Genomic DNA, 22,831 nt, shown 5'->3' with positions numbered 1-22,831 from the left:
AATAAGATTGAAAGGTGAATCGTATGGAAAGAAGAAGTTTTAGTTGTGTAAAATGTGGATGTACAGAATATGAAACAGATCAGTTTCAAGCTACAGGAGGGAATTTTGCTAAAGTCTTTGATGTACAGAACAAAAAATTCGTAACAGTAAGTTGTAAGCGATGCGGCTATACAGAACTTTACAAAAAGCAGGGATCGACCGGCTGGGATATCTTTGACTTTTTAACAAACTAACTTTACATAAAATTACTCCCGTGTTATAATTTTCCACGGACTTATGTATTAAGAAAGGAGTGAAGGGTCACTAACTATGAGTTAGTGTATCCATTTACAAATATGAAAATGAAACGAGATATCATGATTTTCCTGAAAGGATTTATTATTGGTTCTTCTATGAGTGTTCCTGGAGTTAGTGGTGGAACGATGGCTATCCTTCTGGGAATTTATGACAGATTAATTAGTGCGATTAGCAATTTTTTAAAAGATGTGAAGGGAAATTTCTTGTTTCTTGCAAAGTTCTGTCTTGGCTCAATCGTAGGAATTGGTTCTTTGGCTTGGGTAATTAAATGGCTGTTAGGAGCTTTTCCGCTACCAGTTTCCTTCTTCTTTTTAGGAGCAGTTATTGGAGGAATACCGGCACTGTATAAAAAGACAAAAGAAACTTCTATTAAAGCATCATCAATTATTTATTTTTTATTAGGACTAATTATGGTAGTCTCAATTGGTTTTATTCCGGCCTTAAAATTTGACTTTAGTTCCGGTACTATCTTTACTCAGATAATTATGATGTTAATTACAGGAATTATAATCGCAATTGCATTAGTTTTACCGGGTATCAGTACCTCTCATATGTTACTTGTACTTGGAATGTACGATACAATGCTTGCTGCGATTACGGATTTTAATATCGTATATTTAGGTGTGATTGGTATAGCTACTCTTGTAGGTGTTTTTTTAACAACGAAGCCATTAGAGTGGACCATGAAAAAATTTCCGCATCAAACATATTGTATGATTATTGGTTTTGTTTTAGGTTCTACGTCAGAAATTTTTCGTGATAAGATTTTGCCTGCAATCCCAGATAATGGTAATGCCATATGGTGGATTACCTCCGTTATTTTATCAATTGCAGCATTTATTCTAGGTATTATGGCAATCATGTTTTTATCTAAGTTTTCAAATGATTAGATGAAATTTAATAAGTTATAGATAGAATGGTCAATGGTGTTTTTAAAATCATTGGCCATTTTTCATTTTTGTTTGATTCTTACGTATATCTACGTTAATTTTTCGTATTGACAACTGTATTATGGAATGATATTGTAAAATACAAGCAAATATATGAGAGTGGTTTGCATAAACAGAAAATTATGGTCTTTTAGGGTAATTAGCAGCAAGTTTACTAAACAATATTATTCTGCTTTTATTTTGAAATGGTAAGACCTATGTTTTTCAGTTGAAAGACATGGGTCTTTCTTTTGAATGAGAAAGAACAACTACTCATAACATATATAAAAGGAGGAAGAGACATGGATTTTTTAGTATCAGGAATTATGAGTATTACCTGGCAGCAGGGTATCATGTACGCGGTAGGAGTCATACTAATTTATTTAGCAATTAAGAAAGAGTTTGAGCCATCATTATTATTGCCGATAGGATTTGGTGCAATATTAGTTAATCTCCCAAATTCCGGAGTAATTAATCAGACTTTAGCAGGGATCGGAGATACGAATGGTATTATTGAATGGTTGTTTCATGTTGGAATTGAAGCATCAGAAGCCCTTCCAATTTTATTATTTATTGGGATTGGCGCAATGATCGATTTCGGACCACTTTTGTCACAGCCAATTATGTTTTTGTTTGGTGCTGCAGCGCAGTTTGGAATTTTTGCAGCAGTTTTATTTGCGTCAATATTAGGATTCGATCTTAAGGATGCTGCTTCTATTGGTATTATTGGTGCAGCTGATGGTCCAACTTCTATTTTAGTTTCACAAATTTTAGGGTCAAAATATGTTGGTGCAATAGCTGTTGCAGCGTATTCTTATATGGCGTTAGTACCGATTATCCAGCCATTTGCCATTCGCTTGGTCACGACTAAAAAAGAACGTTGTATTAAAATGCCATATAATCCTAAGAATGTTTCCAAAACGACTAGGATAGTTTTCCCAATAGCAGTAACTTTTATTGCAGGACTAGTTGCTCCCATGTCAGTAGCTTTAGTTGGATTTTTAATGTTTGGAAATTTGATCAGAGAGTGTGGGGTATTAGAAACCTTATCTGGTGCAGCACAGAATATGCTTGCCAATCTAATTACTTTATTGCTTGGTATTACAATAGCATTTAGTATGAAAGCAGATGCGTTTGTCAATGTGAATACCATTATGATCATGGCAATTGGTCTATTTGCATTTGTATTCGATACCATCGGAGGAGTTCTATTTGCGAAATTTATAAATTTATTCCGGAAGCAGAAACTTAATCCAATGGTCGGTGCAGCAGGTATTTCAGCTTTTCCAATGTCATCACGTGTGGTTCAGAAAATGGCACTTAAAGAAGATCCTACTAATATTCTCATTATGCATGCAGCTGGAGCAAATGTTTCGGGGCAGATAGCTTCTGTTGTTGCCGGCGGAATGATATTGAGTCTGGTTGCTAAATTTATCTGATTGGAGGAAGAACGTATGAATATAGATAATGTTTTAATATCTCTTGATATTATGTGGAAAGGTATGCTGGGGATTTTTACAGTAATAATTCTAATTATGATTTTAGTTATGTTACTTACTAAATTTACAAATTCTTCTGATGATGAAAAAAAATCAGAATAAGTTTCAAATCATAGATAGATAGCGTGGCAGCTGCTTCTTGGAGATAGGAGTAGCTGCCATTTTTATGATGCAAAATAACTGGAATTATATTGCATTTTATAAAAAGTTTGGATTAAAACAGTTCGTATGCTTGCCATTTTTGGTAATAGTTGATATAATTTTATAGATAATTTTTTGGAAAAGTATGAGTAAATTTAAAATATGGACAAGATAAGAGGGGGAATAATCGTGGTAAAATGTATTTTTAAACAAATTTTTTGTGGATTTCTGGCATTTTCAATAGCAATGAGTCCAATTACTGTATACGCATCTGATTCAAAAACACAAGGAAAAGCAGCAGAAATTCAAACAGAAGACCAGACTTCAGATCACTTAAGAAATATTTCGATACAAAAGGAAAATAGTGTAGTAACAAAGACTGCGATTACGATAGCGGATATTGTTATTTCAAATATTCCGAATCAAATATTTACAGGAAAAGCCATTACTCCTGTTCCTGTAGTTTCTATAGAAAATAAAACTCTAGTAAATAATATTGATTATACTTTAAGTTATATGAATAATCTACAGCCGGGAAAAGCGACCATAACAGTGACTGGGATAGGAAATTATGCAGGTAGTAAAACTGTTGATTTTTATATCATGCCGGCAGCACCTTCTCGATTCAAAGTGAGGAAGACCACCGAATCTTCAGTGAAGCTTACTTGGAACAAAGTAAATAATGCGACCGGATATATTATTTATCGTTATAACCAAAAAAGTAAATCTTACCGTGTAATGAAAATAATATCAAATAAAAATATTACCGCATTTACTCATAAAAAAGCTGCTTCCTATACATCATATCGTTATAAGATTGCAAGTTATATAGAAATATCAAATCATAAATATATAGGCACCCAGAGCAGGTCGATTAATGGAAAGACAAAACTGGGAAGGGTAAATTTTAGAAGTGCGATCGGAACCAATACAACTGCAAAGCTGCATTGGGACAAAGAGAAATCTGCAAGAGGATATATGGTTTATATGTCTACTTCTAAAAATAAAGGATATCATAAGATAGCAACTGTGAAAGCAGGAACAACGAGACATACTATAGAAAATTTGAACTCAGGTAGCACTTATTATTTTAAAATAAGAGCTTATGTGAAAGCAAATAAATCAAAACGTTATGGGGCATATTCTAAGGTAAAGAAAGTCAATACAAGAACAGATATCAGGTTAGAAGGAATAGAAAATCAAGTCTTTAATCATATTTGTACGGCAAAGACCAATCAGTATAAAAAATCAAAAAATCAAGTAATGACCAATGCGCATTATTTGGCATTAGAAGAACTATGTGAAAGTTATTCCGGTAATCAAATTTCAGATAACAGCTTATTAAAAAAAGCAAAATCACAAAAATATAAAAAGTATAAAGGAAATAAAAAGGTATCACTAAAATCGTCCAATGCAATGAAATTAGAATTTACTGGAGTACATATGGACCAGATGATAGCAGAGGTACAAGGCAGGATAAAAGGAAAACGAGATTATGTTTTTGTAAGAGTATATTATAATGCTAAAGTCAATACTACAACTGTATATGTTGTGAATGGTGCGATCAAATAATAAAAATTAATTTGAAAAGGAAATGGGGAAGAAATATGAGATATGAAGGAAGAGTTTTTCGCCCTCCAAGTGAGGCATACAGTTTAATAGTACAAGTTACAGTTGGATGCAGTCATAACAAATGTACTTTTTGTGATATGTATAGTGAAAAACAATTTCATATAAGACCGATGAAAGATATATTAGAAGATTTCCAGATGGCAAGAGATGCTTATAAGTATATCGGAAGAGTATTTTTAGCTGATGGTGATGCATTAATAAGAAAAACAGAAGATTTATTGACAATATTGAATTTTATTAAGGATAAGATTCCTGAGTGTGAGCGTGTGACCAGCTACGGAACACCTAAGGCGGTCTTAAATAAAACGCCAGAAGAATTAAAGCAGTTACATGATGCAGGACTCCAAATGATATACATGGGATTAGAGTCCGGCAGTGATAAAGTATTGGAGTATGTAAAAAAAGGTGAAACAGCAGATTCAATTGTTGAGGCCGGCCTAAAAGTGAAAGAAGCTGGTATTAAGTTATCTGTAACGGCTATTTCCGGACTGGGCGGAAAAGCTATGTGGCAGGAACATGCAATTAAGACAGCAGAAGCTTTTACGAAGATGAAGCCGGATTATATCGGATTTTTAACATTAGCCATGGATGGAGAAGTTCCTCTGGTTCAAGAATGGAGGGCAGGACGTTTTGCTCAGCTTACACCGGAAGAAGTGGCTGAAGAAATGCTTTTGTTTATGGAACATGTAGATAGTGAAGGTACTATCTTTAGAGCAAATCATATATCAAATTATGTTAATTTGGCTGGTACATTGAATAAAGATAAAAAAATGATGATTGAACGTCTTAAACTTGCTCTGGATAAAAAAATCCCATTTAAGAGCGAAGATGTACGTAATACTATTTAAAAATACTTGACATTTGGAGCATGGGATAGTAGTATTACGTTTAGGAATAAAGAGGTTCTAGCAAATGTTAGAACGTCTTTTTTCAAATTATAGACTTTAACACTTTAAAAGAGAATTTAAGGAGGAAATTATGAAAAAGTTAGCAAGCTTATTATTAGTTGTTACAATGTCAGCTATGGTATTTAGCGGATGTGGCAATAATGGTTCAAGTTCATCCAAAAAAGATGATTCGACCTTTTTAATTGGAGGAAGTGGTCCGCTTACAGGAAGTGCAGCCACTTATGGTTTGTCTGTGAAACAGGGAGCCGAAGTTGCAGTGAAAGAAATTAATGATGCCGGTGGTGTCAAAGTTGGAGATAAAGCATACAAATTAGATTTAGATTTCCAAGATGATGAGAATAAAGAAGATAAGGCAGTTACCGCATATAATACATTAATGGATAATGATATAAATGCATTTTTAGGAACTGTTACGAGTACGCCTTGTCTTGCATTGACCAAAAATGCGTATGATGATGGAATTCTTTTGGTTACACCATCTGCTTCTGCTTTAGATTGTACGAAGTATGACAATGCATTTAGAATCTGTTTTACAGATCCAATGCAGGGTGAAAAATTAGCAGAATATGCAGTGAAGACATTAGGAAAGAAAAAAATTGGTATCATTTATCATAATGATGATGATTATAGTATTGGATTAGAAAAAGCGTTTACTGAAAAAGTGAAAGAACTGGGAGGAGAAATCGTGGCGAGTGAAGCATCAGCTTCAAAAGATAATGATTTTTCTACACAGTTAACATCAATCAAATCATCAAAAGCTGATCTGATTTTTGCACCTGTATATTATCAGGCAGCAGCTTATATTACGAAACAGGCTTCAGATGCCGGTATGAAAATTCCTTTCATCGGTGGAGATGGATGGGATGGAATATTAGGTGTTGTGACAGAACCTGCTACGGTTGAAGGGGCTGTTTTCTTAACACCATTTACCGCAACAGATTCAAGTGTTGCAGATTTCGTAAAAACTTATGAGGCAGCGTATAAAGAGACACCAAATCAGTTTGCAGCAGATGGTTATGATGGAGTTTATGCAATTGCAGAAGCAATGAAACAGGCTGGAAGTATTAAAAATGAAGATCTAATTGCAGCAATGACAAAAATAACAGTAGATGGTCTTACAGGTAAGATGACATTTGACAAAAGCGGTGAAGCAAACAAAGATGCTAAATTCGTAGAAATAAAAGATGGTAAATATTTAGTAAAATAATCCATTTTTAAACTAGTTTACAAGCACAAGGGAGTCTTTGAACTCCCTTTTATGTTTGTTGAGTTTGTTTTTATTTCAACTGAACAATCTTACTTTTGCTTTTATTTGCTTCATTTATCTTGAGATGTCTTATTAAATTTGAATAATTGAAGGTAAGATTGTTGAATGGAAATAAAGGTGAGATCCAAAGAAAAAGTGGTAGGAAAGAGAAAGGACGTGGGTAGATGAATTTATTTCAGAGTATTATGGAACAATTATTAAATGGATTGCGCACGGGCAGTATCTATGCATTGATAGCATTAGGGTATTCGATGGTCTATGGTATTGCCAAAATGATCAACTTTGCGCATGGGGATGTAATTATGGTAGGTGCGTATGCATTATTTATGGGAATGACGGCATTGTCATTACCATTACCGGTAGCCATTATCTTTACAATTGTTGTATGTGCAGTATTAGGAATAGCAATTGAGAAGGTAGCTTATAAACCATTGAGGAATGCTTCCTCTTTAGCTGTACTTATTACTGCTATCGGTATGAGTTTCTTGCTGCAAAGTTTGGCATTAATTATTTTTTCGGCGACACCTATTCCTTTTAAATCAATTATTTCAATGAAAGGGATTAAAATAGCCGGAGTTGATATTCCGGGAATAACTATCATTACTTTAGTAGTAACTACTGCAATCATGGTTGCATTAACATTATTTATCAATAAGACCAAAGCTGGAAGTGCCATGCGTGCAGTGTCTGAGGATAGAGGTGCTGCTGCACTTATGGGAATTAACGTGAATCGCACTATTTCAATGACTTTTGCAATTGGCTCTGCTTTAGCTGCAGTTGCAGGTATCTTATATATTTGTCAATATCAATCCATTACTCCTACATTAGGCGCGTTACCGGGTATCAAAGCATTTGTGGCGGCGGTTCTTGGAGGAATTGGAAGTATCCCAGGCGCAATGGTTGGTGGAATTTTATTGGGAATAGTAGAAAGTATGTCAAAAGCATATATATCAACAGAGCTGGCAGATGCCATTGTTTTCGGTGTTTTAGTTGTAATTCTTCTGGTGAAACCTTCAGGATTGCTTGGGAAACTTAAGGCCGAGAAAGTGTAGGTGAGAAAAAATGAAGAACGAAAGAAATAAATTTACAAAAGGAAAAATAATAAATATTGTAATTGCAGTTTTAATATATATATTAATTATGGCAGCTCTTAATGGAGGGATGTTGAGCAGACAGATGTCCTCTCTATTAGTACCAATTTGTGTTAATGTTATGCTGGCTGTTTCATTGAATTTAATTACTGGATTTTTAGGGGAACTTACGTTGGGGCATGCTGGATTTATGTCAATTGGTGCTTATGCAGGTTCCTTGTTGACAATATATCTAGATCTGCCTATGTATGTAGAGTTTATAATTGCAATTCTTGTAGGTGGAGCAGTTGCGGCTTTTTTTGGTTTCTTGATTGGTGTACCTGTATTAAGATTGAGAGGCGACTATTTAGCAATTGTAACACTGGCATTTGGTGAAATCATAAAATCAGTTATCAATGTAATAAAAATTACAAATGGAGCAAAAGGATTGAATGATATCCCTTCTTATTCTACTTTTAGAAATTTCACAATCGTATATATATTGGTGATCCTTACCATTATTCTGATCGTTAATTTAGTAAATTCTCGTCATGGCCGAGCAATACGCTCTATTCGTGATAATTATATAGCTGCAGAGTCTGTTGGAATACCGGTTAGTAAGTTTAAGGTTATGGCTTTTGTTATATCTGCTTTTTTCGCTGGGGTAGCAGGAGTAGTTTATGCCCATAATGTAGGAATCATAAAACCTACTACCTTTGATTATAATAAGTCGATTGAAATACTTGTTATCGTAGTTTTAGGTGGTATGGGTAATATCCGGGGCTCAATTATAGCAGCAACGATTTTAACGTTATTACCTGAAATGCTTCGAGGTGCAGATAATCTGCGTATGCTGATATATGCAATAGTTTTAATCGCAATGATGTTGTTCAATGGATCAGGAGCAAAAGAAAGGTTAATATCCAGTAAGTATTTTCCTAAATTTTTAAAACGACAAAAGGGGGTTGAATAAGATGGCTTTATTAGAAGTAACAAACTTAGGTATCTCCTTTGGAGGATTAAGAGCAGTTGATAATTTTAATATAAAAATAGAAAAGGGACAGCTATATGGATTGATTGGTCCGAATGGAGCAGGAAAAACTACTATTTTTAATCTATTGACCGGAGTTTATCAACCTACGGATGGAACGATTGCATTGGATGGCGAAGTATTGAACGGAAAATCGCCTGCACAAATTTGTCAAAGTGGTATTTCAAGAACATTTCAAAATATTCGTTTATTTCATGAAATGACTGTTCTTGATAATGTGAAAGCAGCTCTTCATAATCAAATGACTTACTCGTTAGCAGATACTTTTTTCAGACTACCGAAATATCGTAAGAAAGAAGATGAGATGAACCGGAAGGCAGTAGAAATTTTAAAAGTATTTGATTTGGATTCCCATGCAGATCATTTGGCGGCAAATCTTCCTTATGGAAAGCAGAGAAAATTAGAAATAGCCAGAGCATTAGCAACGAATCCTAAACTACTATTATTAGATGAACCTGCTGCAGGTATGAATCCCAATGAGACAGCGGAGTTAATGGACACAATAAAACTAATAAGAGACCAATTTGATATTACTGTTTTACTGATAGAACATGATATGAAATTAGTTTCAGGTATTTGTGAATATTTAACAGTACTAAATTTTGGAACAGAATTAGCTAGTGGAACTCCAAATGTAGTATTGAATAATCCGGTCGTAATTACAGCATATTTAGGAGAATAGGAGGAAACCCCAAATGGCAATGTTATCAGTAAAAGATTTACAAGTATATTATGGAATGATTCAGGCAATTAAAGGGCTTTCTTTTGAAGTAAACGAAGGAGAAGTAGTTGCATTGATTGGTGCCAATGGAGCAGGGAAAACTACAATTCTTCATACTGTTACCGGTTTAATTCCATCCAAAGAAGGAAAAATCGAATTCCAGGGAAAAGATATTACAAAAGCACCGGGACATAAGATTGTAACTTATGGGATGGCACATGTACCAGAAGGAAGAAGAGTGTTTGCCAATTTATCAGTTTATGAGAATTTAAAACTTGGGGCTTATACTAGAAATGACAAAAAAGAAATTGAAGATACTTTGAAAATGATTTATCAAAGATTCCCACGATTAGAAGAAAGAAAGAATCAGATGGCAGGGACTTTAAGCGGGGGAGAACAGCAAATGTTAGCTATGGGCCGGGCGTTGATGTCACAGCCTAAAATTATTCTTATGGATGAACCCTCGATGGGTCTATCTCCAATATTTGTAGAAGAAATTTTTAAAATCATACAAGATGTAGCAGCAAGTGGTACCACAGTTCTATTAGTAGAACAAAATGCGAAAAAAGCGTTATCAATTGCCAACCGCGCTTATGTTTTAGAAACAGGGAAAATTGTACTGGAAGGCGATGCCAATGTGTTGATGAATGATGAATCTGTTAAAAAAGCATATTTAGGAGAGTAGGTGAAAGTATGGGAAAATACGCCATTACGATTGCAAGAGGTTTTGGAAGTGGAGGAAAAACATTAGGTACGTTGTTAGCCAAGGAATTAGGAATCAATTTTTATGATCGTGAAATATTACGTTTGGCTTCCGATGAAAGTGGAATTAATGAAGCACTATTTGGAAAAGTAGATGAAGAATTAAAGAATACTTCACTTTTCCGTATTGCTAAGAAAGTGTATCATGGGGAAATTATCCCACCTGAGAGTGATGACTTTACATCAAATAATAACTTATTTAATTATCAGGCTAAGGTAATAAAAGGATTGGCAGAAAATGAATCTTGTGTTATTGTCGGGCGTTGTGCTGATTTTATTTTAAAGGATTATGAAAATGTAATAAGATTATATTTTTATGCTCCGATCGAAGATTGTGTGAAGAGAGTACAAAGTCTATCTTCACTTTCTGAAAAAGAAGCGAAGAAGAAGATACAGAAGATTGATAAAAATCGGGCAGAATATTATGCTTATTACACAGGAAAAGCTTGGAATGATGCAAGGAACTATGATTTTTGTTTGAATACATCTTCAATGAGCTATCCAAAACTGGTTGAAATTGTAAAAGGTTACTTAGATGCTTTTTTGAAATGAAATTAAATAATATTGGATATAAAAGTGATAAGTGGTACTCAAAATAACATTAGTTATGATGAGTACTATTTTTTATGGTAAAATTAAAATAGAAGAAGTTTATGAAATACAGTTACAACTTAGTTACAACTTAGAGATAAGTATGAGATAGAATAGCTATATGATGAAATGAGTCAGGGGGAACATATTATGCTTGAACATAAAATTTTAATTATTGAAGATGAAAGACCAATTGCAGACATATTGGAATATGGATTGAAAAAGGAATATCAAGTCCTAAGTGCCTATACAGGCGCAGATGGCTTAAAAGCTGCGAAGGAGTGGAAACCGGATCTTGTTCTACTAGATTGGATGCTGACAGATTTGTCTGGTACTGATGTATGTAAGATGTTAACGGAGCAATATAATATTCCTATTATTATGATAACTGCAAGATCAAGTATGGAAGATAAATTATATGGCTTGGAGGTGGGGGCAGATGATTATATAACTAAGCCATTTGATATACGAGAAGTATTAGCTCGTATTCATATAATTTTACGAAGATATGAAAAAGGAAAGAAGGGTGTATCAGAGAAGGATAATTTAGTAATAGATGATATTACAATATCATTGTCGGAACGTACTGTATATAAAGAGGACGAATACATAGAGCTGACCCCGAAAGAATTTGATTTGTTACTATATTTAGTGAAGCATCCTAAGCAGGTATTTACCAGAGAACTATTATTAGAACAAGTTTGGGGATATGATTATTTAGGAGATACAAGAACCATTGATATTCACGTTCAACGTTTGAGAAAAAAAGTAGGATTAGAAAGTCACTTAATAACTGTGTTTAGGGTAGGGTATAAATATGTTCCGTAAAATGAGAAAAATTAGAATAGGAATCCGGTTAAAGATAACTTTAAGTCTTGTTATTTTGTTTATCACTAGTGGTACATTTCTGTATTGTATTATCAGCAGGCAAATTGACAGTAATATACAAACACAGATAACGAAAGACCTTCAGGAATTAAAAACAAATACAGAAGTATATGTCAGACAGACTTTAATCATGTATAAAGGAAATAATGACGAAGATAGTTATAAAAAACTAATCTATAATATTGTGCAGGAATTATATACAGATTTGAGACAAGATCTGGCAGCCTATACAAAAGAAGGAGAAGTGGTACTATCTACTAAGAAAACTCTTTTTCAGAATGAACGTAAGGATCAGGACTTTCAGTATGCACTTAAAAATAAAAGTGCTTACTCCATGAAGTATTTACCAGATGGAGGGTTAACGGTAGTGTTTTCAATGCCAATTCAAATTGAGAAAAAGGAAATTGGAATTATTCGTTATCAATTGGATTATACTGAGTTGCGGCAACAGGGAAGTAGAACTGCGCAGATGATTTTGAAGGTCATTATAATCGTATTTGCTGTTATCTTTCTTTTGATTTATTGTGTAATTACTCAATTTATAAAACCAATACGTCAGCTTACCCAGACTTCAAATCTTGTAGCAGAGAATCTTATGAATAATCGAATCAATGAGAATATACTGACAACTTGGACAGGTTCAGAAAGAGGAGATGAGATCGGAGAGCTTTCTAAAAACTATAGCATCATGCTGGATACAGTTATTACGCAGTTTCAGAAAATGCAACAAGATCAGGATAGAATTCTTAAGCTTATGAATACAAAACAAGAATTTTATAATAATGTAACTCATGAATTGAAAACGCCATTAACAACTATTTCGGGATTTGCACAATTAATTAAGGAAAATGGAAGAGAAGATGAAGAATTACTTCAAAAAGGAATTGACCATATTATGCATGAGAGCACACGATTGCATCAAATGGTATTACAATTGTTGGAAATGTCAGACTCTACAACAAAACAGAATCTTACAACGATATACTTGGAACGCTTGATAAGAAGCGTTGTAGAAGCTATGAAAATAAAGGCCAACCGATATAACAATGAAATTGTATTACATTTAGAGAAAGGGCTTAGGATACAAGGACAGGAAGCGAAAATTCGTCAAGTTTTCATAAACTTAATTGATAATGCAATAAAATATGGAATGCCCAGAGAAGAGATTGTCATTCATGCTTATTGTAAAGAAGGCTATGTATGGGTTTTGATTACGAATAAAGGAGAAGGAATCGCAAAAGAACATATAATGCATATTTTTGAACCTCTTTACCGTGTTGATAAAAAGGAAGCGAGGGAAAAAGGAAGCACAGGCCTGGGTTTGTCTATTTGTCAGAAGATTATGAAAGAACATAATGCAGAGATTCAAGTATCAAGTGATGGAAAGCAAGAAACTACATTTACATTACGATTTGTTTTTGAAGAAAGGAAAAGTCATGAAAACAAGTAAAATAAATACAATGTGTGTAATAATTGTTATAGTATTGATGCTCTGTGGATGTTCCGATGAGAATAAATCAAAAACAGTATTATTACCTGATAAGTTAGCGAAAGAGAACGGAGATATCTCAACAGATTCAGAGTTTGTATCGCAGAAGATTTATAAATATAATTATCAAACGATGGAGAAAGAAAATTCTAGAATGGCATCTGCTTTTTTAAATGAAGAAGATAAAAATAGCGTATTTGTAAAAGGGTATGATTTGGATAATCTAAAGACAAAGTATGAAAAAGTAGATATCAGGTATGGTTTTCATGAACCGTACTCTAATTATAATAAAAATTTAGATACCTTTGAAGAAATTGCAGTTTCACCTAATGGTTCTTTTGTTTTTGGAGAAATAAAATCTGGAGGAGAAAGGCAGTTTATCATAATTGATCTATATCATAATACAGAGATGGAGTTATTAAGGTTAAATGCAGAGGAATATTCTAATAATTTTTATCATATGAAAGGAATCTGGTCAAAGGATAGTAAAAAATTAATTTATATACTGGAATCCGGTTATCAATCAGAAGATTTCAACTTTATCAGCGTTTTCGATGTTAATAAAAAAAAGACAGTTCAGACAATGAAGAAGACAGAAATTGAAAACTCTCAGTTCTTTAATTACAAACAAATAGTTGTGTCGGATGACGGAAACAAAGTATTGCTTTATGGAATGAATCCGGAAATTTACTTTTTAATTGATTTCTCAAAAGAGAAGCAAATTAAAGTATTATCTCCGCTTGAATCAGAAACAGAAGTTGCTTATTCCATAAAGAATAATAAAATGTATGGATTATCAACTACGGGAAGTCTTTATGTTTATGATTTTGATTCTGGTTTAGATCAATGGAATTTGATAACTTCAGAATTACCTAAGGGCATCTTTGACTACATAATCTGTGATGGAGGAGATACGATTATTACGGCGGAAGAATGTTCAGACAAATCCTATATTGAACATCAAAAAGGTGTAAATATCGATTACATTAATGGAAATGACGGAGTAAAGACAAATATTTACAGTCATTCATTAGTTAACGGGAGTAGTCAATTATTATATAAAGGGAATGGTAGGATTTTCGAACTAACGATTGACCAAAAAGAGAAAAGATTATTGGCAGAATTTAGAACAAAGAATTATTTTTATCAGCATAATATTATGTATGACGTTAATTTAGTTATGATAATGTTTAATTGATACAACTATTTTACATTTTAGTGAATCTATAGAAATAATATCGGTGTAAGTTATATATAGTCAAAAAATGAAGGAGAGATGAAATATGAGTCCTTACAATTATCTACTATATATAACATCTAAAATAGCTACAAAACTCCATGGGGTTATTCTGAGCAATCATCACCCTCCGCATAAAAAGCTGTTTTTCTAAAGAAAAAAATATAGAAAATACAATTAGAAGAAAGTTTTGGGAGAGAAAATTATGTGTGGAATATGCGGATTTATAGGTGAAATAGAAGAGAGAGAAAAAATACTAGAAAATATGATGGAGAAAATTAAGCATAGAGGGCCGGATGCTTCTGGTAAATATTTTGGTACTGAGGCGGCATTGGGCTTTCAGCGCTTAAGCATTGTTGACTTAGAAAACGGTTGTCAGCCAATGTATAATGAGAATAAGGATATTGCAATTGTTTTTAATGGAGAAATCTATAATTTCAAGGAATTAAAACATAAATTGTCTAAAAAGGGGCATATATTTTCGAATGAAGCAGATACAGAATGTCTGGTTCATGAATATGAAGACTATGGAACGGAAATGTTGAATCATATTCGAGGTATGTTTGCTTTTGCAATATGGGATGAAAAAAAACAAACACTTTTTGCTGCTAGAGATTTTTTTGGAATAAAACCATTTTATTATGCAATGATTCAAGGGTGCTTTGTATTTGCATCGGAAATTAAAAGTATTTTGGAATTTCCGGGTTATGAAAAACAAGTCAATTTGGAAGCGTTAGAACAATATTTAAGTTTTCAATATTCAGCTCTTGAAGAAACATTTTTTAAAGGTATTTATAAATTGCAACCAGGACATTATCTTACGTTTAGCAATGGAGAATTTAATGTGAAACAATACTTTGATCCAATGATAGAATCAGATGGACTCACTTCCTATTCTCAGTTGTTATTACAAGTGGACACTGCAATTAAGGAGTCAATCGATAAGCATATGATGGGAGACGTAGAGATAGGTACACATCTTTCAAGTGGTGTAGATTCTAGTCTGATTGCGGCCAGTTTTAAAGGGGACAAGACTTTTACTGTTGGCTACATAGATGAAAATAGTCCTTATAACGAAATAAAATACGCTGATAATTTGTCAAATATATTGAACAAAAAAAATCATAGTAAAATCATTTCTTCTGAAGATTATTGGAATGCGATACCTGAAGTTATGTATTATATGGATGAACCATTAGCTGATCCTTCGGCAGTTGGATTGTATTTTGTGAATAAAGAAGCATCAAATCATGTTAAAGTAGCATTATCCGGGGAAGGTGTTGATGAGCTGTTTGCAGGATATAACATTTATAAGGAGCCAAAAGCTCTAAAGGGTTATCAATATTTAGCGAAACCGCTGCGGAAAATAATTGCAAAAATCATTAAGAATATTCCATTTGAATTTAAAGGTAAGAATTATCTTATCCGAGGCAGTAAAGAACTTGAAGAACGTTTTATTGGAAACGCGAATATTTTTAATATGGAAGAAAGGAACAAAATTTTAAAACAACCTGTTCTTATAACAGATGCCAGTCAATTGGTTGCTGATACATACAAAAAAATTTGTCAAAATGATCCGGTGAGTAAAATGCAGTATATTGATCTAAAACATTGGCTGCCGGGAGATATACTTTTGAAAGCGGATAAAATGAGTATGGCTAATTCTATTGAGGTCAGAGTTCCTTATTTAGATAAAGAAGTGTTTCATATTGCACGTAAAATAACAGATAAATATAAAATACAAAACCATATAACCAAATTTGTATTCCGTCAAGTTGCAAATAAATATATTCCAAAACAAACAGCAGAAAAAAAGAAACTGGGTTTTCCTACCCCTATTCGCGTATGGCTTAAAGAAGATGAGTATTATAATAAAGTAAAAGAAGCGTTTGAAGGTAATAGTGCAGAATTATTTTTCAATAAAGAACAATTGTTAGTTTTATTGAATCAACATAGAATGGGCAAGAGAGATAATAGTAGAAAAATATGGGCAGTTTATGTTTTTCTGATTTGGTATCAAGTATATTTTATTAATGAAAGAGAAGATAATTTTTTCTTCTAAATTATTATCAACTATGATAAAATATGAAAAATAAAGGAATCAACCTTGAATAATTTAGAAAAGGAGTTCGAAAATGAAAAAAGGATTTCGTATATTATTTTTCATATTTATTGTAGGTATTATGAGTTTGACAGGGTGTACCGGTCAAAAGAAAGTAGAGGAAAAGACATCAATAGTCGGAAAGTGGGTCTCATCAGCGATACAGATGGAAGGTAATGAGGTTAAGTTAGATCCCGATGAAGACGAAGATATGATGATTTCGATTGAATTTGAAAAAGAAGGAAAATACAAATTAAATTATGATGGCTCTACAAAAACCGGCAGTTGGATACAGAATGGAAATAAAATCACATTGGAAAATATAGATAAAGTAGAAATAGATATCGAGTTGGTAAAAGAAAAATTGAACTTATCTATTATAGAAGAACCACAAGTAACAGATAAAAATCCGGTATGGATCTGTGAGAAGCAAAAATAAATAATAGAGAAAAAGAATAGGAAAAGCTGATACTGTAAATAATAGTATCAGCTTTTCTAGGATGAATTTTTACATAAAAAATTAAAAAACATCTAATAAAGGGGAGTGGGGATGCCGATATATAAAATATAAGCATCCCCATGAGTTATGAAAAATTATATTAGCTATGTTTAGCTAGTACATTGATTAGTGTAAGGTAAAATTGTGACGAAAATGTGACCAAAATCTGATAAAAAACGAAATATTATGTAAAGTTTTCTTGACGAGAACGAAAGAAAAAATAAAAAGTTGCGAAAATGAAAAATAACCCTTTAAAAAATTACAAAAATTGTATATAATGAATAGGTGAATATGTTTAAATATTGAAATGATTGCAAAAAATAGAAATATAGATAAGAAAGTGAAAGGGGATTAATATGGTCGCAACAGATATAGGAATCGATTTAGGAACTGCGAGTATCCTTGTATATATAAAAGGGAAGGGTGTTGTATTGAAAGAACCATCCGTTGTAGCCTTTGATAGAGACACGAATAAAATTAAAGCGATTGGTGAAGAAGCAAGATTAATGTTAGGAAGGACACCTGGAAACATTATTGCAGTCCGTCCATTAAGACAGGGCGTTATCTCTGATTATACAGTTACAGAGAAAATGTTAAAATACTTTATTCAGAAAGCATTGGGAAAGAGGACGTTTCGAAAGCCTAGAATCAGTGTTTGTGTACCAAGCGGTGTTACAGAAGTAGAGAAGAAAGCTGTAGAGGATGCAACTTATCAGGCAGGAGCCAGAGAAGTTTCTATTATAGAAGAACCTATTGCAGCAGCGATAGGAGCAGGAATTGATATATCAAGACCGTGTGGAAACATGATCGTAGATATAGGAGGAGGTACAGCAGATATTGCCGTTATATCACTTGGTGGTACAGTTGTCAGTACTTCCATTAAAATCGCAGGTGATGATTTTGACGAAGCAATTGTCCGATATATGAGAAAGAAACATAATTTATTGATCGGAGAAAGAACTGCAGAAGATATAAAGATAAAAATTGGCACTTGCTATCCACGTGCAGAAGTTGATACAATGGATGTTAGAGGACGTAATTTGGTGACAGGACTTCCGAAAACAGTTACTGTAAGTTCAGAAGAAACAGAGGATGCATTAAGAGAGACTACTTCTCAGATCGTAGAAGCTGTTCATAGCGTACTGGAAAAAACTCCGCCAGAATTAGCGGCTGATGTTGCCGACAGAGGAATAGTTCTGACCGGTGGCGGTGCGTTACTCAGAGGTTTGGAAGAACTGATTGAATCAAAGACCGGAATCAATACAATGACAGCAGAAGATCCGATGACAGCAGTTGCTATTGGAACTGGAAAATTCGTAGAATTTCTAGCTGGAAAAAGAGAAGAATAATCATATTAGGAGGTTACTCTATGGTAAAAGGTTTGTATACTGCCTATACAGGTATGATAAACCAACAAAATCGTTTGGACGTTATAACCAATAATTTAGCCAACTCAGCGACCACAGGATATAAAAAAGAAGGAACTACATCTCAGACATTTAAAGATGTTTTGGCTTACAAAATAAAAGATTCATCAGAATACAACATATCCCGGCCGCTTGGAACCATGAGTATGGGGGTTAAAATAGGAGAGAATTATACAGACTATGGCCAGGGAGCATTTCGAGTAACGGATAATGATTTAGATTTGGCATTAGATGGTGATGGATTTTTTGCAATTTCCTTCACTGGAAAAAATGGTGAAACATCAGTGAAATACACTAGAGATGGCTCGTTTACCATGAATAAGGATGGTTACTTGGTTACCAAGGACGGCGATTTTGTTTTGAATCAGAATGGTGCGATGAATTCAAATGCTAATAGCAGGATTCAATTAGATCCAAATGCAGAAGTGAAAATTGATGCCAGTGGAAATATATATCAGAATAATCAATTTGTGGCTCAAATAGGTGTAGCAGATTTTCCGGATTACAATTATATTGAGAAATATGGCGAAAATCTATATCAATTGGCACAAGGAGGAACGATACAAGAAAGTACTGCGTTTGTAAATCAGGGAATTTTAGAGACTTCAAATGTAAATGTGGTATCTGAAATGGTAGAAATGATAGAAATATCCAGAGCATATGAATCCAATCAAAAATTAATTCAAACAATTGATGGAACTTTAGATACAGCTGTTAATCAGTTGGGTAAAGTTTAAGAGACCGTTAGGTAAGGAGGTTTAAAATTATGATGAGAGCTCTTTGGTCAGCGGCATCGGGAATGGTTGCCCAACAGACGAGTGTAGATACAATATCAAATAATTTAGCCAATGTTAATACTGTTGGTTTTAAACAAGAAAAAGCAGAATTTAAATCATTGCTTTATCAAACGATACAATCACCTACGACAACAGCAAATGGTGAGAATAAGCCAATTAATGCACAAGTTGGTTTAGGAACAAGGACTGCGGCCATTACATCTCAGTTTACGCAGGGGGCACTCACGGAGTCCTCTAGTAATACTGCTTTTGCCATTAATGGTTCTGGTTTTTTTGCAGTTCATGGAAGTGATGGAAACACATATTATACAAGAAATGGAAATTTTCAAATTGCAGTCAGCACAAATGGGATGATGTTAACGGATTCATATGGTAATCCTGTTTTGGATTCTCAAGGAAATACGATAGAATTTCCTAATAATGCTAATGTTAATACATTAAGTGTTAATAGTGCAGGAGAGATTTTTTATGAAGTTAATGGGAAATTAACTTCTTCCGGTAAAAATATTGGAGTATACCAATTCAGTAATCCGGCTGGTTTAGAAAAGTTATCCGGTAGTTTATTAGCAGAAACGGAAGCATCCGGTCAGCCTATTAATGAGAGCACAAGTGCTGATGTTACCAAGTCGGAAATATATCAGAATTATCTGGAATCTTCCAGTGTACAAGTTGTTGATGAAATGGTGAATTTAATTGTAGCGCAAAGGGCTTATGAAATGAATTCAAAAGCAATTCAGGCGGCGGATGATATGTTAAGTCAGGCGAATCAATTAAAACGATAATTTGACTGGGAGGGATAAGGATGAGCACAATAGACGGGCTTAATTTAACTGGTGATTACTACAAAACGGTTAATGGAAATAATAATACCAACAGTCTTGAGAGTAAGTTGAATAGTAATCTGGATACTTCTTCAGAAGAAGAGTTAATGAAAGTTTGCAAAGAGTTTGAAGCTTATTTTACAGAACAAGTATTTAAACAAATGGAAAAAATGATTCCAAAATCTGAGGAAAGTTCTTCTAGTTCTTCAAGTTTAATGGGTTATTGTAAAGATAACTTAACGCAAGAGTATGCATCGATGTCGTCAGAAACACAGGGAGTTGGTCTTGCTCAAGTTTTATATGAACAAATGAAACGTAATTATAATTTGTAAAAAATTTATTGCTTATAATATATAAATTGTCCCAGAGTAAATTGTGAAATTTATTTTGGGACAGTCTGTTTTTTCCTCAAAGCAAGATAGAATAGGTGAAGAAATTGGAAACAATAGCGGGTTTTATAGAACATATCATATATCGTAATTCAGAAAATGGATACACAGTATTAAATTTAATAAATGAAGACGAAGAGGAGACTACCTGCGTTGGTGTTTTTCAGATCATAAGTGAAGGTGAATTTATAGAAGCACAAGGATCTTTTGGAGAACATCAAATGTATGGTCAACAGTTTCAGATAGAGAAGTATGAAATCAAGGCTCCGGAAGATGAAATTTCAATTGAACGTTATTTAGCGTCAGGAGCTGTTAAAGGAATAGGGGCAGCTCTGGCAGCAAGGATTGTAAGAAGATTTAAAGCGGATACTTTTCGCATTATTGAGAATGAGCCGGAACGTTTAGCAGAAATAAAAGGGATAAGTGAGAGAAAAGCAAGAGAAATAGCAGAACAGATAGAAGACAAGAAAGAACTTCGTCAGGCTATGATTTTTTTACAGAAATACGGAATAACAACAAATCTTGCTGTGAAAATTTATAGTACGTATGGCAATGAAATATATCAGGTGCTGAAAGAAAATCCTTATCGTATGGCTGACGAAATTCCCGGAATCGGATTTAAAATTGCAGATGAAATTGCTTCAAAAGTAGGGATTCATACGGATTCAGATTTTCGTATTAAAAGTGGAATTTTGTATACTCTTTTACAAGCATCGACAGAAGGACATACCTATTTACCTTATGAAGAGCTTGAAAGACGAGCCAGTGAAATATTAGAGATTGCTAAAGAACATTTGGGCAATCAAATTATGAATCTGGCTATGGAGCGCAGGATAGTGATAAAAGAATTGGATGGGCAAAAGAATGTATATGCCGTACAGTATTATTATTTAGAGCTTAATATTGCTAAAATGCTTCATGATTTGAATGTGAAGTATAAAGTGGAAGAGGAAGAGATAGAAAAGCGCTTAGAAGAGATTGAAGAAAAATCAACAATTGAATTAGATGACATGCAAAGGACTGCAGTGAAAGAATCAGTTAAAAATGGGCTTTTAATCATAACAGGAGGCCCTGGTACCGGAAAAACGACTACAATCAATGCAATGATAAAATTTTTTGAATCAGAAGAACTGGATATTTTCTTGGCGGCACCGACTGGGAGAGCAGCCAAAAGAATGACAGAAGCTACCGGTCATGAAGCAAAAACAATTCATAGGCTTCTAGAACTTAGTGGAGGGCTTGCAGAAAGTGGAAATCGAGTAAGTTTTGAAAAAAATGAAGAAAATCCTCTTGAGGCGGATGCTATTATTATTGATGAAATGTCCATGGTAGATATTCATTTAATTCATGCGCTTTTGAAAGCAATTACCATAGGGACCAGGGTGATTTTGGTAGGTGATATCAACCAGCTTCCATCTGTGGGCCCTGGAAGTATTCTGAAAAATTTAATTCAATCGCAACAATTCAGTGTAGTAATGTTAAAGAAAATTTTTCGACAGGCATCTCAAAGTGATATCGTAGTAAATGCTCATAAAATAAATGATGGGCAGGAAGTAATACTGGATAATAAAAGCAAAGACTTTTTTTTCCTCAAACGAAATGATGCTAATGTTATTATTAGCATTTTAATTACATTAATACAAAAAAAACTTCCTCCTTATGTAAATGCAAAGCCTTATGATATTCAAGTATTGACTCCTATGCGGAAAGGTTTACTGGGAGTAGAAAGGTTAAACTCGATTTTACAAGAATATTTGAACCCGCCTTCAAAAAGTAAAAAAGAAAAAGAAATACAGGGAAGTAAATTCCGTGAAGGTGATAAGGTGATGCAGATTAAAAATAATTATCAGATCGAATGGGAAATCAGCAATTCTTATGGACTGGTATTGGAAAGAGGAACCGGTGTATTTAATGGTGACATGGGTGTTATTAAGGAGATTAATTTGTATGCAGAACTGATAACAGTAGAATATGACGAAGGGCGCAGAGTAGATTATTCCTTTAAACAATTAGATGAATTGGAATTGGCTTATGCTATAACGATTCACAAATCGCAAGGAAGCGAGTATCCGGCAGTTATCATCCCATTGCTTAATGGACCACAAATGCTTATGAATCGAAATTTACTGTATACTGCAGTTACAAGAGCCAAGTCTTGCGTAACACTGGTAGGAAATGATGAAACTTTCTTTAAAATGATTTCAAATACCAGTGAACAAACAAGGTATTCTGGACTAAAAGAATGTATATTAGAGCTTAAAAACAGTTGAATTAATGAGGGGGCTGTTGTATGATAGTAGGGAATATTTTGTTAT

22 protein-coding genes are annotated in these 22,831 nt (G+C 33.7%); all 22 read left to right on the top strand.

The genetic code is table 11. The annotated features are described in order from the left end of the window. Positions 1–23 precede the first annotated feature (23 nt). The 22 genes from DWV06_RS13295 to recD2 all read left to right on the top strand — a co-directional run bounded on the left by DWV06_RS13295 (position 24) and on the right by recD2 (position 22,786). Positions 24–233, top strand: a complete 210-nt coding sequence (locus DWV06_RS13295; protein WP_115482673.1) for a zinc ribbon domain-containing protein — start codon at positions 24–26, stop codon at positions 231–233. A gap of 123 nt (positions 234–356) precedes the next feature. Beyond that, positions 357–1,187 carry a DUF368 domain-containing protein gene (locus DWV06_RS13290; protein ID WP_235828966.1) on the top strand — a complete coding sequence of 277 codons (831 nt, stop codon included), beginning with the start codon at positions 357–359 and terminating at the stop codon, positions 1,185–1,187. 341 nt (positions 1,188–1,528) lie between these two features. Further along, a complete protein-coding gene (locus DWV06_RS13285; protein WP_115482672.1) occupies positions 1,529–2,665 on the top strand; it encodes a sodium ion-translocating decarboxylase subunit beta in 1,137 nt (378 codons plus the stop codon). A gap of 15 nt (positions 2,666–2,680) precedes the next feature. Beyond that, positions 2,681–2,827, top strand: a complete 147-nt coding sequence (locus DWV06_RS13280) for a sodium pump decarboxylase gamma subunit (RefSeq protein WP_115482671.1) — start codon at positions 2,681–2,683, stop codon at positions 2,825–2,827. A 228-nt stretch (positions 2,828–3,055) separates the two neighbouring features. Next, entirely contained in the window at positions 3,056–4,438 is a 1,383-nt protein-coding gene (locus tag DWV06_RS13275) for a fibronectin type III domain-containing protein (RefSeq protein WP_162300642.1), read from the top strand. Positions 4,439–4,473: 35 nt separating this feature from the next. Next, positions 4,474–5,346 carry a radical SAM protein gene (locus DWV06_RS13270; RefSeq protein ID WP_115482669.1) on the top strand — a complete coding sequence of 291 codons (873 nt, stop codon included), beginning with the start codon at positions 4,474–4,476 and terminating at the stop codon, positions 5,344–5,346. Between the two features lie 130 nt (positions 5,347–5,476). After that, positions 5,477–6,613: an ABC transporter substrate-binding protein gene (locus DWV06_RS13265; RefSeq protein ID WP_115482668.1), complete on the top strand. Its 1,137-nt coding sequence runs from the start codon at positions 5,477–5,479 to the stop codon at positions 6,611–6,613. 224 nt (positions 6,614–6,837) lie between these two features. Next, on the top strand, positions 6,838–7,725 hold the full coding sequence (locus tag DWV06_RS13260; RefSeq protein WP_115482667.1) for a branched-chain amino acid ABC transporter permease: 888 nt from the start codon (positions 6,838–6,840) through the stop codon (positions 7,723–7,725). Between the two features lie 10 nt (positions 7,726–7,735). Then, the gene (locus DWV06_RS13255) at positions 7,736–8,716 is read left to right on the top strand and encodes a branched-chain amino acid ABC transporter permease (RefSeq protein ID WP_115482666.1); all 981 of its coding nucleotides are present in this window, start codon (positions 7,736–7,738) and stop codon (positions 8,714–8,716) included. 1 nt (position 8,717) lies between these two features. Beyond that, positions 8,718–9,476, top strand: a complete 759-nt coding sequence (locus DWV06_RS13250) for an ABC transporter ATP-binding protein (protein WP_115482665.1) — start codon at positions 8,718–8,720, stop codon at positions 9,474–9,476. A gap of 13 nt (positions 9,477–9,489) precedes the next feature. After that, a complete protein-coding gene (locus DWV06_RS13245; RefSeq protein ID WP_115482664.1) occupies positions 9,490–10,200 on the top strand; it encodes an ABC transporter ATP-binding protein in 711 nt (236 codons plus the stop codon). 8 nt (positions 10,201–10,208) lie between these two features. After that, complete coding sequence (locus DWV06_RS13240; RefSeq protein ID WP_115482663.1) at positions 10,209–10,829, top strand: cytidylate kinase-like family protein; 621 nt, start codon at positions 10,209–10,211, stop codon at positions 10,827–10,829. A gap of 189 nt (positions 10,830–11,018) precedes the next feature. After that, positions 11,019–11,696, top strand: coding sequence for a response regulator transcription factor (locus DWV06_RS13235; RefSeq protein ID WP_115482662.1), 678 nt, complete (start codon positions 11,019–11,021; stop codon positions 11,694–11,696). Then, positions 11,686–13,206, top strand: coding sequence for a sensor histidine kinase (locus tag DWV06_RS13230; RefSeq protein WP_115482661.1), 1,521 nt, complete (start codon positions 11,686–11,688; stop codon positions 13,204–13,206). The genes DWV06_RS13235 and DWV06_RS13230 overlap by 11 nt, the downstream gene beginning before the upstream one ends. Then, positions 13,193–14,443: a hypothetical protein gene (locus DWV06_RS13225; protein WP_115482660.1), complete on the top strand. Its 1,251-nt coding sequence runs from the start codon at positions 13,193–13,195 to the stop codon at positions 14,441–14,443. The genes DWV06_RS13230 and DWV06_RS13225 overlap by 14 nt, the downstream gene beginning before the upstream one ends. Before the next feature lie 244 nt (positions 14,444–14,687). Next, the gene (gene asnB, locus DWV06_RS13220; RefSeq protein WP_115482659.1) at positions 14,688–16,544 is read left to right on the top strand and encodes an asparagine synthase (glutamine-hydrolyzing); all 1,857 of its coding nucleotides are present in this window, start codon (positions 14,688–14,690) and stop codon (positions 16,542–16,544) included. Positions 16,545–16,617: 73 nt separating this feature from the next. Next, positions 16,618–17,022, top strand: a complete 405-nt coding sequence (locus DWV06_RS13215; RefSeq protein ID WP_115482658.1) for a lipocalin family protein — start codon at positions 16,618–16,620, stop codon at positions 17,020–17,022. Between the two features lie 416 nt (positions 17,023–17,438). Then, on the top strand, positions 17,439–18,431 hold the full coding sequence (gene mreB, locus DWV06_RS13210; protein ID WP_115482657.1) for a rod shape-determining protein: 993 nt from the start codon (positions 17,439–17,441) through the stop codon (positions 18,429–18,431). Positions 18,432–18,451: 20 nt separating this feature from the next. Then, on the top strand, positions 18,452–19,246 hold the full coding sequence (gene flgF, locus DWV06_RS13205; protein WP_115482656.1) for a flagellar basal-body rod protein FlgF: 795 nt from the start codon (positions 18,452–18,454) through the stop codon (positions 19,244–19,246). 29 nt (positions 19,247–19,275) lie between these two features. After that, the gene (locus DWV06_RS13200) at positions 19,276–20,088 is read left to right on the top strand and encodes a flagellar hook-basal body protein (RefSeq protein ID WP_115482655.1); all 813 of its coding nucleotides are present in this window, start codon (positions 19,276–19,278) and stop codon (positions 20,086–20,088) included. Between the two features lie 20 nt (positions 20,089–20,108). Beyond that, a complete protein-coding gene (locus DWV06_RS13195; RefSeq protein ID WP_115482654.1) occupies positions 20,109–20,459 on the top strand; it encodes a rod-binding protein in 351 nt (116 codons plus the stop codon). A 104-nt stretch (positions 20,460–20,563) separates the two neighbouring features. Next, positions 20,564–22,786, top strand: a complete 2,223-nt coding sequence (recD2, locus tag DWV06_RS13190; protein WP_115482653.1) for an SF1B family DNA helicase RecD2 — start codon at positions 20,564–20,566, stop codon at positions 22,784–22,786. Positions 22,787–22,831: the final 45 nt, after the last annotated feature.

This window comes from Anaerosacchariphilus polymeriproducens (assembly GCF_003363435.1).
GTDB lineage: Bacteria > Bacillota > Clostridia > Lachnospirales > Lachnospiraceae > Anaerosacchariphilus > Anaerosacchariphilus polymeriproducens.
The sequence above is the reverse complement of the archived record's forward strand: the minus strand, read 5'-3'. Positions and strand labels throughout refer to the sequence as shown.

Bases quoted from the DNA above. Each gene is read 5' to 3' on its own strand.
- DWV06_RS13295 (WP_115482673.1), top strand. From the start codon at position 24: ATGGAAAGAAGAAGTTTTAGTTGTGTAAAATGTGGATGTACAGAATAT.
- DWV06_RS13240 (WP_115482663.1), top strand. From the start codon at position 10,209: ATGGGAAAATACGCCATTACGATTGCAAGAGGTTTTGGAAGTGGAGGA.
- DWV06_RS13255 (WP_115482666.1), top strand. From the start codon at position 7,736: ATGAAGAACGAAAGAAATAAATTTACAAAAGGAAAAATAATAAATATT.
- DWV06_RS13230 (WP_115482661.1), top strand. From the start codon at position 11,686: ATGTTCCGTAAAATGAGAAAAATTAGAATAGGAATCCGGTTAAAGATA.
- DWV06_RS13245 (WP_115482664.1), top strand. From the start codon at position 9,490: ATGGCAATGTTATCAGTAAAAGATTTACAAGTATATTATGGAATGATT.
- DWV06_RS13250 (WP_115482665.1), top strand. From the start codon at position 8,718: ATGGCTTTATTAGAAGTAACAAACTTAGGTATCTCCTTTGGAGGATTA.
- DWV06_RS13270 (WP_115482669.1), top strand. From the start codon at position 4,474: ATGAGATATGAAGGAAGAGTTTTTCGCCCTCCAAGTGAGGCATACAGT.
- asnB (WP_115482659.1), top strand. From the start codon at position 14,688: ATGTGTGGAATATGCGGATTTATAGGTGAAATAGAAGAGAGAGAAAAA.
- DWV06_RS13285 (WP_115482672.1), top strand. From the start codon at position 1,529: ATGGATTTTTTAGTATCAGGAATTATGAGTATTACCTGGCAGCAGGGT.
- DWV06_RS13225 (WP_115482660.1), top strand. From the start codon at position 13,193: ATGAAAACAAGTAAAATAAATACAATGTGTGTAATAATTGTTATAGTA.
- DWV06_RS13290 (WP_235828966.1), top strand. From the start codon at position 357: ATGATTTTCCTGAAAGGATTTATTATTGGTTCTTCTATGAGTGTTCCT.
- flgF (WP_115482656.1), top strand. From the start codon at position 18,452: ATGGTAAAAGGTTTGTATACTGCCTATACAGGTATGATAAACCAACAA.
- mreB (WP_115482657.1), top strand. From the start codon at position 17,439: ATGGTCGCAACAGATATAGGAATCGATTTAGGAACTGCGAGTATCCTT.
- DWV06_RS13195 (WP_115482654.1), top strand. From the start codon at position 20,109: ATGAGCACAATAGACGGGCTTAATTTAACTGGTGATTACTACAAAACG.
- DWV06_RS13200 (WP_115482655.1), top strand. From the start codon at position 19,276: ATGATGAGAGCTCTTTGGTCAGCGGCATCGGGAATGGTTGCCCAACAG.
- DWV06_RS13280 (WP_115482671.1), top strand. From the start codon at position 2,681: ATGAATATAGATAATGTTTTAATATCTCTTGATATTATGTGGAAAGGT.
- DWV06_RS13235 (WP_115482662.1), top strand. From the start codon at position 11,019: ATGCTTGAACATAAAATTTTAATTATTGAAGATGAAAGACCAATTGCA.
- DWV06_RS13260 (WP_115482667.1), top strand. From the start codon at position 6,838: ATGAATTTATTTCAGAGTATTATGGAACAATTATTAAATGGATTGCGC.
- DWV06_RS13265 (WP_115482668.1), top strand. From the start codon at position 5,477: ATGAAAAAGTTAGCAAGCTTATTATTAGTTGTTACAATGTCAGCTATG.
- DWV06_RS13215 (WP_115482658.1), top strand. From the start codon at position 16,618: ATGAAAAAAGGATTTCGTATATTATTTTTCATATTTATTGTAGGTATT.